Origin of the sequence: Aliiroseovarius sp. S253 (assembly GCF_049800855.1) — a bacterium.
GTDB lineage: Bacteria > Pseudomonadota > Alphaproteobacteria > Rhodobacterales > Rhodobacteraceae > Aliiroseovarius.
In genome coordinates this window covers 158,237-173,098 of sequence record NZ_JBNAFW010000001.1, presented here as the reverse complement: position 1 = coordinate 173,098, position 14,862 = coordinate 158,237, and the positions used below count along the sequence as shown (strand labels likewise).

At 59.4% G+C, this 14,862-nt stretch carries 19 protein-coding genes; 8 read left to right on the top strand and 11 right to left on the bottom strand.

What is annotated here, in order from left to right:
- Window positions 1–78 precede the first annotated feature (78 nt).
- Window positions 79–1,464: a DUF1800 domain-containing protein gene (locus ACP15F_RS00900; RefSeq protein ID WP_424938973.1), complete on the top strand. Its 1,386-nt coding sequence runs from the start codon at window positions 79–81 to the stop codon at window positions 1,462–1,464.
- Between the two features lie 14 nt (window positions 1,465–1,478).
- Window positions 1,479–2,714 (top strand): DUF1501 domain-containing protein, encoded by a 1,236-nt coding sequence (locus tag ACP15F_RS00895; RefSeq protein ID WP_424938972.1) that lies wholly within the window; start codon window positions 1,479–1,481, stop codon window positions 2,712–2,714.
- Between the two features lie 81 nt (window positions 2,715–2,795).
- Here the strand turns inward: ACP15F_RS00895 and ACP15F_RS00890 are convergent, their stop codons facing one another.
- Together ACP15F_RS00890 and ACP15F_RS00885 are read right to left on the bottom strand one after the other, a co-directional pair.
- Window positions 2,796–2,978: a hypothetical protein gene (locus ACP15F_RS00890; RefSeq protein ID WP_424938971.1), complete on the bottom strand. Its 183-nt coding sequence runs from the start codon at window positions 2,976–2,978 to the stop codon at window positions 2,796–2,798.
- Window positions 2,979–3,097: 119 nt separating this feature from the next.
- On the bottom strand, window positions 3,098–3,817 hold the full coding sequence (locus ACP15F_RS00885; RefSeq protein WP_424938970.1) for a response regulator: 720 nt from the start codon (window positions 3,815–3,817) through the stop codon (window positions 3,098–3,100).
- A 158-nt stretch (window positions 3,818–3,975) separates the two neighbouring features.
- Here ACP15F_RS00885 and mce point away from each other — a divergent pair, with 158 nt between their 5' ends.
- Together mce and ACP15F_RS00875 are read left to right on the top strand one after the other, a co-directional pair.
- Window positions 3,976–4,380, top strand: a complete 405-nt coding sequence (gene mce / locus ACP15F_RS00880) for a methylmalonyl-CoA epimerase (protein ID WP_163037903.1) — start codon at window positions 3,976–3,978, stop codon at window positions 4,378–4,380.
- Window positions 4,380–4,658 carry a DUF1467 family protein gene (locus ACP15F_RS00875; protein ID WP_424938969.1) on the top strand — a complete coding sequence of 93 codons (279 nt, stop codon included), beginning with the start codon at window positions 4,380–4,382 and terminating at the stop codon, window positions 4,656–4,658. The genes mce and ACP15F_RS00875 overlap by 1 nt, the downstream gene beginning before the upstream one ends.
- 33 nt (window positions 4,659–4,691) lie before the next feature.
- Here ACP15F_RS00875 and ACP15F_RS00870 read toward each other — a convergent pair whose 3' ends face one another.
- The 3 genes from ACP15F_RS00870 to ACP15F_RS00860 all read right to left on the bottom strand — a co-directional run bounded on the left by ACP15F_RS00870 (window position 4,692) and on the right by ACP15F_RS00860 (window position 7,168).
- Window positions 4,692–5,378 (bottom strand): EI24 domain-containing protein, encoded by a 687-nt coding sequence (locus tag ACP15F_RS00870; protein ID WP_424938968.1) that lies wholly within the window; start codon window positions 5,376–5,378, stop codon window positions 4,692–4,694.
- On the bottom strand, window positions 5,378–5,956 hold the full coding sequence (locus ACP15F_RS00865) for a nitroreductase family protein (protein WP_424938967.1): 579 nt from the start codon (window positions 5,954–5,956) through the stop codon (window positions 5,378–5,380). Before ACP15F_RS00865 ends, ACP15F_RS00870 begins: the two co-directional genes overlap by 1 nt.
- 99 nt (window positions 5,957–6,055) lie before the next feature.
- Window positions 6,056–7,168 carry a class II histone deacetylase gene (locus ACP15F_RS00860; protein WP_424940918.1) on the bottom strand — a complete coding sequence of 371 codons (1,113 nt, stop codon included), beginning with the start codon at window positions 7,166–7,168 and terminating at the stop codon, window positions 6,056–6,058.
- A 73-nt stretch (window positions 7,169–7,241) separates the two neighbouring features.
- On the opposite strand from ACP15F_RS00860, the gene ACP15F_RS00855 reads away from it, so the two are divergent.
- The gene (locus tag ACP15F_RS00855) at window positions 7,242–7,499 is read left to right on the top strand and encodes a DUF167 domain-containing protein (protein ID WP_424938966.1); all 258 of its coding nucleotides are present in this window, start codon (window positions 7,242–7,244) and stop codon (window positions 7,497–7,499) included.
- On the opposite strand, the gene ACP15F_RS00850 is transcribed toward ACP15F_RS00855, so the two are convergent.
- The 6 genes from ACP15F_RS00850 to ACP15F_RS00825 are packed head-to-tail and all read right to left on the bottom strand — an operon-like array spanning window position 7,500 to window position 11,762.
- Window positions 7,500–7,928: a DUF805 domain-containing protein gene (locus ACP15F_RS00850; RefSeq protein ID WP_424938965.1), complete on the bottom strand. Its 429-nt coding sequence runs from the start codon at window positions 7,926–7,928 to the stop codon at window positions 7,500–7,502.
- 27 nt (window positions 7,929–7,955) lie between these two features.
- Complete coding sequence (plsY, locus tag ACP15F_RS00845; protein WP_424938964.1) at window positions 7,956–8,561, bottom strand: glycerol-3-phosphate 1-O-acyltransferase PlsY; 606 nt, start codon at window positions 8,559–8,561, stop codon at window positions 7,956–7,958.
- Window positions 8,554–9,825 carry a dihydroorotase gene (pyrC, locus tag ACP15F_RS00840; RefSeq protein ID WP_424938963.1) on the bottom strand — a complete coding sequence of 424 codons (1,272 nt, stop codon included), beginning with the start codon at window positions 9,823–9,825 and terminating at the stop codon, window positions 8,554–8,556. The genes plsY and pyrC overlap by 8 nt, the downstream gene beginning before the upstream one ends.
- Window positions 9,822–10,349, bottom strand: coding sequence for a hypothetical protein (locus ACP15F_RS00835; protein WP_424938962.1), 528 nt, complete (start codon window positions 10,347–10,349; stop codon window positions 9,822–9,824). The genes pyrC and ACP15F_RS00835 overlap by 4 nt, the downstream gene beginning before the upstream one ends.
- Entirely contained in the window at window positions 10,346–10,807 is a 462-nt protein-coding gene (locus ACP15F_RS00830) for a hypothetical protein (RefSeq protein ID WP_424938961.1), read from the bottom strand. The genes ACP15F_RS00835 and ACP15F_RS00830 overlap by 4 nt, the downstream gene beginning before the upstream one ends.
- Window positions 10,800–11,762, bottom strand: a complete 963-nt coding sequence (locus tag ACP15F_RS00825) for an aspartate carbamoyltransferase catalytic subunit (protein WP_424938960.1) — start codon at window positions 11,760–11,762, stop codon at window positions 10,800–10,802. The genes ACP15F_RS00830 and ACP15F_RS00825 overlap by 8 nt, the downstream gene beginning before the upstream one ends.
- A 127-nt stretch (window positions 11,763–11,889) precedes the next feature.
- Between ACP15F_RS00825 and ACP15F_RS00820 the strand changes: the two genes are divergently transcribed.
- From ACP15F_RS00820 to ACP15F_RS00810, 3 genes are all read left to right on the top strand, one after another.
- Window positions 11,890–12,705 carry a uracil-DNA glycosylase gene (locus ACP15F_RS00820; RefSeq protein WP_424938959.1) on the top strand — a complete coding sequence of 272 codons (816 nt, stop codon included), beginning with the start codon at window positions 11,890–11,892 and terminating at the stop codon, window positions 12,703–12,705.
- A 24-nt stretch (window positions 12,706–12,729) separates the two neighbouring features.
- Window positions 12,730–13,278 carry a molybdenum cofactor biosynthesis protein B gene (gene moaB, locus ACP15F_RS00815; protein ID WP_424938958.1) on the top strand — a complete coding sequence of 183 codons (549 nt, stop codon included), beginning with the start codon at window positions 12,730–12,732 and terminating at the stop codon, window positions 13,276–13,278.
- 123 nt (window positions 13,279–13,401) lie between these two features.
- On the top strand, window positions 13,402–14,859 hold the full coding sequence (locus ACP15F_RS00810) for an efflux RND transporter periplasmic adaptor subunit (protein WP_424938957.1): 1,458 nt from the start codon (window positions 13,402–13,404) through the stop codon (window positions 14,857–14,859).
- The last annotated feature ends 3 nt before the right edge of the window (window positions 14,860–14,862 follow it).

Below are 14,862 nucleotides of genomic sequence, written 5' to 3'. Positions count from 1 at the left end.
GCATATCAATAATTCCCCTGGCATAATCAGGCTTGCTCGCACACCCTGTGCGCGCCAGTCTGGCGCCAGGAGAATTTGATGCCTTTTGATCCAGTTATTGCACAAAACCGCTTTGGCTATGGGCCGAGACCGGGGGTGAAACCTCCGGCCTCAACGCGGCAGATGTTGGATATGCTGGCCGGGCCGGACACTCAGGCTGCGCGCTTTCCAATCCCGGGTTTTGTCGATATTTACGACGACATTCAGGAAGTCCAAAACCTGACCAACGCCTTTCGTAATGCACGCCGAAAAGGCGGGCCGGGACTTGAGATCGCAAAGGCCGCCCGCAAGGAAAAATACCAAGAACTGAATCGCAAGCGGGCCGCATGGTTTCTGGCGTCTATGAACCGCTGCACAACGGCGAATGATGCATTTCGCGAGCGGCTGGTGCGCTTCTGGGCTGACCACTTCACGGTGATTGGCAAGGGGCCTCGGTTCAAACGGGCAGCGGCAACATTTCCCGAAGATGTCGTGCGCCCGCATGTCAACGGACGCTTTGCCGATATGCTGCGCGCCAGTTCCACCCATCCGGTGATGCTGCACTATCTGGATCAGTTTGCCTCGGCCGGGGAAGGCAGCAAGCTGGCGATGCAAGGCAAGCGCAGCCTGAACGAAAACCTAGCCCGCGAGATTCTAGAGCTTCACACCCTAGGGGTGGACGGGGAATATACCCAAGACGACGTGCGCGCGTTCGCAAACCTTCTTGCTGGGCTCGCTTTGGGTAAAGACGGCCGTTATCGTTTTCGTCCAAAGAACGGAAATCCAGGGCCCGAGATCGTGCTGGGCAAGTCCTATGGCCGTCAACAACCTCGGATCAAGGATATTTTCGAGGCGCTGGACGACATCGCCCGCCACCCGGACACGGCACGCCATATCGCGCGCAAGCTGGCCACTCATTTCGTGTCAGACGATCCCGACTCGGAGTTGGTCGACGCCCTGACCGTCCGCTTCACCGAAAGCGATGGCGACCTTATGGCCCTTTATGAAACCCTGCTAGATCATCCCGCCGCATGGGCACCGGAGCAAATGAAGATCAAGCAGCCCTTTGATTTCGTGGCCTCAGCTGTACGTGCTTTGGATGTTCCTGCTGACATGTTGACGTCGCTTAATCGCAGAGACCGCAAACTGGTGTTCTTTGCCCCCCTTGCACTGATGGGACAACCCTGGGAAAGCCCCGGCGGACCTGATGGCTGGCCCGAGGACGCCGCACATTGGATCACCCCGCAGGGTCTTGCTGCGCGCATTCAATGGGCGGTCTCAGCCCCATCATCTTTGGATGTCACACTGCCAGACCCGCGCGACTTTGTTGAGATCGCGCTGGCAGGTCAGGCAACCGAGATGACTCAATTCGCAGCTCGCGCAGCTGAGACACGCTGGGAAGGGATCGGGATCATCCTGTCCTCGCCCGAGTTTCAGCGCCGCTAGGAAGGAGACTGACCATGACGAAACATTCCTCCATTTCCCGACGCGCGTTCCTGAAAAATGCGGGCGTACTGGGCTGCTCTCTGGCGGCGAGCCCCCTTGTTACGCCGGTTAGCCTGGCTGCCACCCCCGGCGATCACCGGTTGGTGGTGATCGTGTTGCGCGGTGGTATGGACGGGCTGGATCTTGTACGGCCAGTGGGCGATCCGCTGTTTGCCGGCCTTAGGCCGGGCTTGTCGTCGGATGACCCGGCCCTGCCTTTGAATGATTTCTACGCGCTGCACCCTGCAGCCGATAGATTACACGGCCTTTGGCGCACTGGTGAACTGGCGTTTGGCCAGGCTGTGTCCACACCCTATCGCGACAAACGCAGTCATTTCGACGGGCAGGATATTCTTGAGGCCGGTGTCGGCCAGAACGGCGCAATTCGCGATGGATGGCTGAATCGATTGGTGCAAACGATGCCCGAATCGCAACTACGCACCGCTTTGGCCGTGGGCCGCGAGGATCTTCTGATCCTCAGCGGGGACGCGGCAACGTCGAGTTGGTCTCCGGATGTGACGCTGACCTTGTCCGAAGCCACGCGCGTTCTGATGGAAAAGGTGCATGCAAGTGACCCACTGTTCTCGGCGGCGCTGGGGGAAGCGGTTGAGTTGACTGATGTACTGCACCCCGAACTTCTGCTGAATGCGGATGAAATTCCGGACGATCCCGCCAAGATTATGTCTGACGCGATGATGATGGCCAAGGAACACGCTGGCACAAAGGGCATCGCGTCGTTCACCGCTGACATGCTGAAGCAAGATACGCGCATCGCGTCATTCTCGATCGGCGGTTGGGACACACACGTGGGACAAGCGCGAAACTTCAAGCGGGCACTGCTCAATCTGCAGGATGCCATCATGACGCTGAAAGCCGAGCTTGGCCCGATCTGGGACACGACCACAGTGATGGCCATGACCGAGTTCGGCCGCACGGTCCGTCAAAACGGCAGCAAGGGCACCGATCACGGAACAGGTGGTACGATTGTCATGGCAGGCGGCGCGATACGCGGGGGGACCATCTATGGAGATTGGCCAGGTCTGGCGGAAGAAGATCTGTACAACCGCCGCGACTTGATGCCCACGGCGGACATTCGGCTTTATGCGGCGGCGGCAATGCAGGGTCTGTTCAGCGCCACTCCGTCCGAGATCGAAAGCACCGTTTTCCCGGGTTTGGATCTGTCACCCGGATTGCCTAGCATTATCGCCTGAACCGATCTTGAAAAAGAATAAGGCGCGCTTCGAAAAGCGCGCCCGATACTCATAACAACAGAACGTTTAAATAAGGACGGGTCAACCTGCCAAGGGCTGCGTTTGGATAGTGTCACCAACTGCTTCGCTTACCGGAGCATTCGGTTCGACCACCGCAAGAACCACCGCAGTCACCATCATAACTGCGCCCGCAATTAGTACGGTCCAGTCAATAACGGCATTGCCCAGCTCTTCATCAGCAAACTTCTTGATCAGATCTTTCACGACTTCAACCTCGCAAATTGAATGTTACACCCTTCCTCATTTTCCAATCTGCACCCGAAAAAGGGCGGAAATGAGGAAGGCGAAAGTCCATTTCGTGCCGGTTAACTTTGAAATTCACCTTAAAGATGTCGTCGTTCTTTTAGTCGGTCGTCGATCAGATGAGTCACATGGGCCATCTCAGCCCCGGTAGATCTTCCCGCAAGTCGTGACGCTGCAAGGCGCTTAGCTGCGGCAGCAAGGGGTTGATCATGGGCGGACAGCGCCAAGCCACCAAGAAACTGTGCGATATAGTCCTGCGTTACACTTTCATCGCCTTCACGCATGATCTGCGCCAAATGGGACAGGTCATCCTGCAACGCCAATGCGTCAGGGGCGACCACCTCGTTCGGAAGGGAACGCGGGATAACCGGCCCCTCTTGTTGCGGCAAGACTTGTAGGATCGCCTGCTGGAACTCTGCCAAGCTTTCGACTGGCTTTTCCAAAAATCCATCCGCCCCTGCCTCAAGTGCCGCATCGCAGGTCCCGGCGTCGCCACTCATCCCAAGGATGACGGGCACACGGATTGCGTCGCCTGAGAGCTCTTCAATCAGATCGGCGCCAAATCCATCCGGCAGCCCCATATCAATAATGACGACCGTCGGACGATAGACGCGAAGGTGTCGATGAGCAGCGGCCAGATTGTCCGCCCTGCGGATGCGCGCACCTGACCGCAAACACAACAAGCGTATCGCCTCGGACGCAAATCGGCTGTCTTCGACCACCAAAACAGTCATCCCGTTCAGGGGGCGATCAGCCGTCGGAGGTTGGGTCATCATGAAGTTTTCCAGATCATCGCTCATCTTCATGCTCCTTTCAGGGATCACCTTGACGCAAAACTACCTAACAACCGGTTAACCTGCGAAACGCAGCGGCAATCCGGGCCTGTGGCACAGTGCCGCTTGCCCTAATCGGGCCGCTTGGGCATAAGCAGCTCAGAATTTGAATTGGGAGAGACAAGATGATCGGACGCCTGAACCACGTAGCCATCGCCGTGCCGGACCTTGAAGCCGCTAGCGCACAATATCGCGACACACTTGGCGCAAAGGTCAACGCACCGCAGGACGAACCCGATCACGGCGTCACCGTTGTGTTCATCGAACTTCCCAACACCAAGATCGAGCTGCTGTACCCGCTGGGTGACAACTCGCCCATCGCAGGCTTCCTTGAAAAGAACCCGTCGGGAGGCATCCACCACATCTGCTATGAGGTCGACGATATCCTTGCAGCACGTGACCAACTGCAAGCTTCGGGCGCACGCGTTTTGGGGACGGGCGAACCGAAGATCGGCGCGCATGGCAAGCCGGTTCTGTTCCTGCACCCTAAAGACTTCACCGGTACTCTGGTGGAACTGGAACAAGTCTGATGTCCATTACCGCCGCCATCGTTCTTTACGTCGTGATCTGGTTCCTGACCATGTTTGTGGTCCTGCCGATCCGTTTGCGCACACAAGGCGACGAGGGCGAGATCGTGCCCGGCACCCATGCCGGAGCCCCGGCCAATTTCAAGCTGGGGCGCACGCTTCTGATCGTGACAGTAGCTTGCACGATTGTATGGGCGATCATCGCGGGGATCATCGTCTCGGGCTGGATCGGGATCGAGGATATCGACTGGTTCGACCGGTATGACGACGTTAGCGGATAAGAAAAGGGCGCCCATTGGGCGCCCTATTTCGTTCTAGCGTCCTGCCAGCCGGTGGAACATATGCGTGAAGCTTGCCGCCCCCAGAATGGGGATCAAAAGGTTCACCAGCGGCACCGACAGCGGCACCGCCATTAGACACCCAGCCAACCAAATCTGGGCATTATGACGACGACGCAATGCATGGGCGTCTACGCGGGGCATTCTGCGCATCGCGGCCATGGTGAAATACTCACGGCCCAGAAGATAGCCGTTGACGGCGTAGAACAGGATCGGCGCCAGCGGGCCAACGAAGAAAAACAGGATCAGGGCGATCAAGTTTACCCCGACGATCACGCCGAAAAAGCCAAGGCTTTCGCGAATGTCGTTCAGGATCGATGTCTCGGGGTTGGGCGGCAGGTGCGGATAGTGTTTAGCCTCGACCGCGTCGGCGACCTCGTCCAGAAACAGCCCCGTGAAGGCGCCCGCGACGGGCACCATCAAGACGACGGACAGCACCATCATCAGCAGCACAGATGCCCAAAGTGCCAACCCGTCTATCCACGAGACCTCGCCCACGAAAGGCAGCGACAACGTGTCGGGGACCAAAAAGCCCACAAGCCATGTCATCGCGACGGTGATCGCGACCAGCAGACCTATTGTCAGGCCAAGCCCCTTCAGCAGTACATTGCGAAAGCGCGGGTCGCCAAGCTGGCCAAGTGCGCGGAAGAAATCGTCAAACATTAGGTCTTTATCCAAGTTGTGATGGTATCCAAGTCTGGGCGCGGCCGTTCCGGCGGGGCCACAGTTTCAGTGCCGATATGTATGATGCCAGCGACGCTTTCGTGACTATCCAAGCCAAAGGCCGCACGCGTAAACTTCGTGTCGAAGCTTGCCCAGCCAGATAGCCAATTCGCCCCCCAGCCCGAGGCGAGCGCAGCATTCAGAAGCGCCAGACAAACGGCGCCGGCAGAGTAGGTCTGCTCGATCGCTGGTACCTTCTCGCTGTCAACGGGGCTTTCAACCACCACAACAGCCAAAGGGCTGCGGTCATAGGCGATCTGTTCTTTCTCAATCTTGGCGGGTTCAAGACCTAGCGCGGCACCGCGTTCGGCCACCAGCGCGTGGGCGCGCATCAAGACAGGCTTTTCCAGCACCACAAAGCGCCACGGCTCCAGCTTGCCATGGTCAGGCGTGCGGGCGGCGGCGGTTAGGATGGTTTTGACCGTTTCGCGATCCGGCCCTGGACCGGTCAGCGTCTTGGCCGGACGAGACCGGCGGGTCAGAAGGAAATCGAGCGCCGCTTGGTTGCGTTCAGGCATGGTGTTGTCCTTGGTCAGAGCAATATCTTGCTTGGCCGCGGGAGGCGGCTGGCTTGGGGGGTATGTCGGGGCTGTATGGCCCAACGTCAAGATGTTAAGTCACTTTACATTGAAGAAATCTGACAAGTCTGACAATTGTCCGGAAAAGAATGCCTCGGCCGTTTTGTTTGGCTGACGGATGTTGAAGGCCTCGGCCAATGGATCAGGGGCGTGAATGTCCGACCCTGACATCTCTTCCAGCACGGCATGGCCACAGAAGGGGACGTAGACCTCGGAGTACCCGCCCTCGTGCGCCATCATCACCCGCCCGTCGCAGATGTCATCGGCCAACTGCATGACCATGCGGGTCATCTGGCGGAATGTATCGGCGGTCGCCAACATGCAGGACAGCGGATCAATCACCGCCGCGTCATAGCCATTGGCGACTACGATCACTTCGGGTTCATGGGCGCGGATGGCAGGCAGGATAATCCGCTCCATCGCTTCGATATAGGTCGCATGCCCTGCACCCGGCGGCAGCGGCAGGTTCACATTGGCGCCCTCCCCCTTGCCTTCCCCGCGCACGTCTGCGTCGCCCGTGTCCAGCGGATAGTTCCGTTCCTGATGGATCGAGATGGTCAGCACATCGGGATCGTCGATGAAAATCGCCTCGGTCCCATTGCCATGATGCACGTCCCAATCCAGCACGACAAAACGCTTGGCCAATCCCTTGGCCTGCGCGTTGCGGATCGCGATGCCAAGGTTGGCCAGCAAGCAAAAGCCATTCGGGAAGTCCGGCAGACAGTGATGCCCCGGCGGGCGCGAAAGGGCATAGGCGTTGTCAACCTCGCCCCGCAGAACGGTTTCAAGCGCCGCGACAGACAGGCCCGCTGACAGCGCTGCGATCTCGTATCCACCCTGACCGAAAGGCGTGCGCAGGCCCAGCTCTCCTCCACCCGTATCCGATGCGGCTTTGAAGTCCGACAAGAAAGACGCCGGATGTACGCGCGCAAGCGTCTCGATATCGGACTGGGCAGCGGTGCGCACGTCCAGCGCACCCGACAGCCCGGTCACATCCATCAGATTTTTCAAACGTCGCTTGGTTTCAGGGCTTTCCGGTAAGCCACCTGCCGCCAAAGGCTGCACCAGTCCGCCCACAGGCAAGTTGCCAGCATAGTTGCCACCCGAATGCCAAAAGCACTTCTCGTCCCAGAAAAACCCTGTCTTGCGCATCTTGCCCTCCATGTTGTCAGCACAGTGACCCAGCGGCCTTGCGTCGTCCAGCCCCGCACGGCACTCTGCGCTCATGAAGAAAGCCGAGTTGTCATATCTGGTGGAAGACCGAGCGCGGATCGCAGTGCGGGTGACGCCCAAGGCATCCCGCAACGAGGTCATGTTGCGCGAAGGGCAGATTCGGATCCAGACCACAACCGCGCCCGAAAACGGCAAGGCCAACAAGGCGGTCTTAAAGCTGCTGGCGGACGCGCTCGGCATAGCAAAATCGCGCCTTGAACTGATCCAAGGCGCGACGTCGAAAGATAAAGTGTTTCAGATCAACGGATGATCAGTCACCGACAGTCGGGATCGAAGACGGCGCATAGTCGTTGTCATCGTGATCAATCGGATCGTTGCCAAACGGGTCGTTGCCGAACTGGTTCGGGCCCTGCGTGCCGGGCTGGCACATCCAATAGATCAGAACGATCCAGCCGATAATAGGCAGAAGGATCAGTAGCATCCACCACGCGGATTTGTCGATATCGTGCAAACGGCGCGAAGTAACAGCCAAGCTTGGCAGAATCGTCGCCAGCGAGAACAGATCACCCAACGGAGAAAACAGCGTCTCCCAGCCGAACAGCACACTGTCCACAAGACCCAAAACAATCGAAGCGAGGATAAGGAACAGAGAGAACCACCAGTATTCACTTCGTATCGCGCGGCCTGAAAAGGTTACGTATTTCTGAAAGCATGTTCTAACAGAAGTCTGAAAATCCATTAGGATTACTCCTTGTTACTCTTGGCTTCACTTGCGCCCAATGCGTGGCTCGTCACCCGATTTAATACGTGCGATGTTCGCGCGGTGGCGATGGAAAATCAAGGCGCCCAATGCAACCGAAATAAGAACAAGGCTGTTCCAGCCGAACACCAGTGCGGCGATGGGCGACAGCGCCGCTGCGACCAAGGCGGCGAGCGAGGAGATGCGGAAGACCAGCGCGGTGACAAGCCATGTGGCACAGGCGGCCAGCCCCAGCGGGAAGGCTAGCGCCAGCATTGTGCCCAGCCACGTGGCGACACCCTTGCCGCCTTTGAAGCCCAGAAACACCGGGAAACAGTGACCGAGGAAGGCCATGAACCCTGCCAGTTGGGCGGCGTCTTCGGCAAACAGGGCGCGAGCCAGCAGAACGGCGGCTCCACCTTTGCCGGCGTCTCCGATCAGGGTCAGGAAGGCGGCGGGCTTGTTACCGGTGCGCAGCACGTTGGTGGCGCCGATGTTGCCCGACCCGATCTGGCGCAGATCGCCCAGACCGAACAGCCGTGCCATGACGATGCCAAAAGGGATCGAGCCCAGAAGATAGCCCGCGACAGCAACAAGGATCAGCAGCGGGAACGAGGTGATCAGCTCAGGCATCGTCGCCCCCAAATACGCGCTCACCGGCGACCCATGTGCCCAGCACTTTGCCCTCCATCCGTGCGCCATCAAAGGGCGTGTTCTTGGATTTCGAGTTCAGCTTAAAGCGGTCCAGAACGAAAGGCGCATCCGGGTCAAACAGAACCAGATCGGCGGGGGCGCCCACGGTCAGCTCTCCTCCCGGCAGGTTAAAGCGTCGGGCCGGGTTCAGGGACAGCGCACGCCAGAGCGTAGGCAGGTCGATCAGACCCGCATGCACCAGACGCATCGCTGCGGGCAGTAGGGTTTCCAACGCGACTGCACCAGAGGCCGCTTCTTCGAAAGGAAGGCGTTTGCTTTCCTCATCCTGCGGCGTGTGCATCGAAGAAATGATGTCGATCAGGCCGGAAGCCACAGCATCCACCATTGCAAGGCGGTCGTCTTCGCTGCGCAGAGGCGGTTTGACTTTGAAGAACGTGCGGTAGTCGCCGACGTCCAGCTCGTTCAGGGTCAGATGGTGAATGTTCACCCCGGCTGACACGTCCACGCCTGCCGCTTTCGCTCGCTCCAGCGCAGGCAGTGATTTCGCGGTGGACAGACTGTCAGCGTGATAGGCAACGCCCGTCATCTCGGCTAGCACCAGATCACGTTCCAGCCCCATCCGCTCAGCCTGAGGGCTAACGGCGGGCAGACCGCGCAAGGATGCAAACTTGCCCGAGGTCACCGCCGCCCCTTTGGACAGTTGGGGATCCTGTGGGTGGCCGATGATCAGCGCACGCAAAGACCGCGCATAGGTCATGGCGCGGGAATAGACCTTGTTGTCGGTCACAACGTGGTCGCAATCGGTAAAGGCAATCGCGCCCGCATCCAGCATAAAGCCCATCTCGACCATCTCGCGGCCTTCGCGGCCTTTGGTCAAAGCGCCCATGGAATGCACGTTCACAGGGCTCACCTGCCCTGCGCGGCGGGTCACGAAGGACAACGTCTCGGGCGTGTCCACGGCGGGGGTGGTGTCGGGGCGAATGACCATTGTGGTCACACCGCCTGCCGCGGCCGCCAGCCCGGCGGTGCGGAAGCTTTCCTTGTGCCGCTCTCCCGGCTCGCCGATCTTCACACCGATATCCACAATGCCGGGGGCCAGACATTTTCCGCCGCAATCAACGACGTCGCCTTCCTCGCCCTCGTTGATGCCGGTGATCAGCCCGCCTTCGATGGTCAGGCTGCCGATTTCGTCGGTGCCGGTTTCCGGGTTGATCAGGCGAGCATTGGTGAAGGTGGTGGTCATTGTACCGCCCCTTTCATTTGAATGTCTTGAATAAGTCGATACACCTTCTGGCCATCGGCCAGGCGTCTAAAGCCGACTTTGACCAGTTCACGTTCTCTTCCATAATCGCGCCATTCTTCCGCGAAGAAAATCGACGCCGGCGCTCGGGGTTGGAATTCCACAACCATTTCCGGGGTGATCCGGTAGCTTGTGATACTTTTCCCAACCATAGGATAATCCGTAGCTACAAAGGCCCGACGACTTGTGAGCGTGTACCACGTCGAGCGTCTGCGATAAGTGTCCGTCAGCAAGCAAACCAAGACAACAAAAGCCAGAAAGACGAGCGTCGAAAGAACGGTCGCGTTTAGAATGCCTTGGGAAATGGACACAGCAAGAACACACAGAAAGAATGCGCCCGCTAGGGACCAGACAACTGGAAAATCCAACGCCAGCGCTACGCTTTGATCGGGCCGTCCCTGCCAGAGGATCTCTTCCCCTTCGTCCAGATAGTCACCCCAACCAAGTTCCCGCAGTTGATCCGTCATGCGGCCCCTCTCGCACGATCAATCGCGGCTTGGGTGGCCTTGGCGTCGGCCTGATATTTCAGCATGTATTTGTCGCCCGACAGTGTGACGATCTGGGCGGCGGTGAAAATCACGTTCACCTTGTCGATCGAGGTCATAAGCACGGTGCGTCCGCCCGGGCCGATCAGGCGGCGGTTGGTCAGGTGCCATGTGAAGCCAAGCTGTTCCTTCGCGACATACAGCCCGCGCACGGCAATTGCTGCGACAGATCCAATCACGCCGGTCCAGGGATGAGGATTGCCCATTGCCATCAGCCCGCCCGAGATCACAACCGCGCCCAAAGCGGCCAGCATCACGTGCTCTTTCACATAGGTCGACGTGTTGCCCGAAAAGCTTTCGATCAGCTTTTCACCCGGCTCAAGCTCGGGGGCGGTCTGGCTTTCCAGACGGGGTTCCAGTTCGAACTCTTGCTCAGACATAGACACCCTCGGTTCGGCTCTCGCGTTCGGCTTTCAGGTTGCGTGCCAGCAAATCCATCGCGGCCATGCGCACGGCGACGCCCATTTCGACCTGCTCTTGAATAACGGATCGGTTAATGTCGTCGGCGATGGTTCCATCGATCTCGACCCCGCGGTTCATTGGACCGGGGTGCATGACGATGGCGTCATCCTTGGCATGGGCCAGCTTTTCGGCGTCCAAACCATAGCGGTGGTAATACTCGCGTTCCGACGGGATGAAGCCACCATCCATGCGCTCGCGCTGAAGGCGGAGCATCATGACGACGTCGGCGTCTTTCAGACCCTCTTCCATGTCGTGATAGACCTCGACCCCGAACTGGTCGATCTGGCTGGGCATCAGGGTCGGCGGACCGACCAGACGCACACGGTTTTCCATCTTGCCCAGAAGAATCAGGTTCGAGCGCGCCACGCGCGAGTGCGCAATGTCACCACAGATCGCAATTGTCAGACGATGCAGCCGGCCCTTTTCGCGCCGGATGGTTAGCGCGTCCAACAGCGCCTGTGTGGGATGCTCGTGCTTGCCGTCGCCTGCATTCAACACCGCGCAGTTCACCTTTTCGGCCAGCAGGTTCACCGCGCCCGAGTGCGGGTGGCGTACGACCAGCAGGTCGGGATGCATCGCGTTCAGCGTCAGCGCCGTATCAATCAGCGTCTCGCCCTTTTTGATGGACGACGCCTGCATCGCCATGTTCATCACATCCGCGCCCAGACGCTTGCCGGCGATCTCGAAAGACGCCTGTGTGCGGGTGGAGTTCTCGAAAAACATGTTGATCTGGGTCAGCCCGGCCAAAGCATCGGAATGCTTGACGGATGAACGGTTCATCTCGGCATAGCTGTCGGCAAGATCGAGAACGGTTTTGATCTCTTCGGGGTGAAGCTGTTCGATCCCCAGAAGATGTCGTTGGCGGAATGTCATACGGGCCTCCGTCCTGTGTTCCACGCGCTTATAGTTTCGGGGCGCGGGTTCGTCTATCCCTTGTGTGCGTACAAGGTGCGATCGTGGGGCGTTTACCTTCCCTGCGGCTGCACTTAGGCTGCATCCCATGGAATCGGCACAAGACTGGCACAGCGCAAAAGCGCTTTTGGAATGGCAGATCGAGCTGGGCGCGGTGGATGCAATTTCCGACGCCCCGGTGGATCGCTATGCTTTGGCCCCGTCCGAGCCGAAACCCGCGCCCGAAGCCCGCAAATCCATGCCGGTCGAGCTGCCGAAACGTGCGGCCCCAACTCCGCCGCCTGCTGAGCCTAAAATCGACTATGTCGCGCTGGCCAAACAGGCCGCAGCGGGTGCGCAGGATCTGGATGGACTGAAAGCTGCGATGAAAGCCTTCGACGGCTGCGAGCTGAAGAAAGGCGCGCGCAACACGGTCATTTCCGACGGCAACCCCGCCGCGCGCGTGATGATCATCGGCGAGGCGCCGGGCCGGGACGAGGATATCGAGGGCCGCCCCTTTGTCGGTCGCGCAGGCCAGCTTCTGGACAAGATGTTCGCAGCCATCGATATGGGACGCGACGTGCCCCTGTCGAAGGACGCCGTTTACATCACCAATGTGATGCCCTGGCGCCCCCCGCAAAACCGTGATCCCAGCCCCGAGGAAATGGCCATGATGGTCCCTTTCCTTGAACGCCACGTGCAACTGGTCGCACCAGAGCTGATTGTCTTGATGGGAAACTCGCCCTGTCAGGCCGTTCTGGGCAAGCGCGGCATCACCCGCCTGCGCGGCACTTGGGACACCCAATGGAGCAAGCCGATCATGCCGATGTTCCACCCCGCCTATCTGCTGCGCAACCCCGCCGCCAAGCGCGAGGCATGGGCGGATCTGCTGGAAATTCAAGCGAAACTGAACGAGGGCGCATAGCCCGCTAAAGACACAGGCCACATCATGTCCAAGATCCCCGCCGACAACCAACGCGAGTTCATTCCGGTCCGCATCGCTGTTCTGACCGTGTCCGACAGCCGCTCGATGGACGAGGACCGCTCGGGCGATACCTTGGTCAAACGGCTGGAAGATGCCGGGCATCTTCTGGCTGATCGCAAGATTATCCGCGATGAGCGGGGCGAGATCGCGGATCAGCTGCGCGCGTGGTCCTTGGACCCCGAAATCGACGTGGTGATTTCGACAGGCGGCACGGGACTGACTGGCCGGGATGTCTCGGTCGAGGCACATCGCGATGTCTATGAAAAGGAAATCGAGGCATTCGGGACCGTGTTCACCATCGTCTCGATGAAAAAAATCGGCACTTCGGCCGTGCAAAGCCGCGCCACGGGTGGCGTCGCCAACGGCACGTACTTCTTCGCTCTGCCCGGCAGCCCCGGCGCCTGCAAGGACGCGTGGGACGAAATTCTGGTGCATCAACTGGATTATCGCCATCCCCCTTGCAATTTCGTCGAAATTTTTCCGCGTTTGGACGAACATAAACGACGGAAATAAACCGCTCGTCCGTTTGATCCGTAAGGATCACACGGGGCTGGCCCCATCGAAACTGTGACCACACGCCGCTTGCCCCCGCCTGTGGTGCAGGTCAGGATGGCATCGGATGAGACGGAGAGATTTATGCGATTTCTGGGACGCAGCCTGATTGGGCTTTTCCTGCTGGCTGCAACGATCGGCCTTCTGGCGATGGCCGCACTGATGGTGCAATCAGCCTTCAAGGCACGCGCGGATCGTGACAACGCAGCCCCTTCGGGCCGTGAACGGGTATTTTCGGCCAACGTGGTTTTGCTGGAACCCGCAACCATTACCCCCATCCTGTCATCCTTCGGAGAGCTGGCCACGCGCCGTGGCTTGGACATCCGCGCCCGCGCCTCGGGTACGGTGGTTGAAATGTCCGACGTCTTTGTGAATGGCGGGCAGGTCGAAGAAGGCGCGTTTTTGCTGCGCATAGATCCCACAGATTACAAAGCTGCACTTTCTTTGGCGGAAACCGATTTGATCCAGTCCGAGGCCGAACTGCGCGACGCCAAATCCGCCTTAGATCTAGCACGAGATGATTTAGAGAACGCCCGAGGTCAGGCCGATTTGCGTGACGCCGCGCTCGCCCGGCAGAACGATCTTGTTGGCCGGGGTGTGGGCACCGAAGCCGCCGTCGAAAACGCGGCTCTTGCGGCGTCATCCGCCGCGCAAGCTGTGCTGGGGAAACGGCAGGCGGTCATCACCGCCGAAGCCCGAGTGGCCACAGCCGAAGCCAGCCTGTCCCGTCGTGGAATTGCCCGCGACGAAGCCCAGCGCCGACTAAATGAAACCGAGATTCGAGCCGCGTTTTCAGGCACTCTGACCGATGTAACCGTCTTGCTTGGCGGGCTTATCACCCCGAACGAAAAGCTTGGGCGGCTGGTAGATCCCAATAAGCTTGAGGTCGGATTCCGCGTCTCAACCGCGCAATATGCGCGGCTGCTGGCAGACAACGGCGCACTTGCAGATCTGCCGGTGAATATCCGGCTCGAAGCCACGGGCGTTGATCTGACGGCCACAGGCCGGGTGGACCGCGAAAGTGCGGATGTAGGTGAAGGGCAAACGGGCCGAATGCTCTTTGCCAATCTGGACGCGACGCCGGGCTTGCGTCCGGGCGATTTCGTAACGGTCGAACTATCGGAACCGCCGCTGGACCAAGTGGTGCGCCTGCCAGCGACCGCTCTGGATGCCTCGGGCAATATCTTGCTTCTGGGCGACGAGGACCGGCTGGAAAGCGCGCAAGTGATGCTGCTCCGCCGTCAGGGCGATGACGTTCTGGTCCGCACCAAAGGTCTGAGCGGACGCGAGGCAATCACCAAGCGCAGCCCCGTTTTGGGCGAAGGCATTCGCGTGCGCCCTGTGCGCGACGGCAAGCTGGCCCCGGAAGCCAAACCCGAAATGGTCGCGCTGGACCCTGCCCGAATTGCCCTTCTGAAAAGCTTTGTGGAAAGCAACACACGGATGCCTGAACCCGCCCGTGATCGCATTCTGCGCCAGTTGGAAGAGGGCGAGTTGCCTGCCGACACTCTGGCGCGGCTTGAAAAGCGGATGGGGAACTGATCC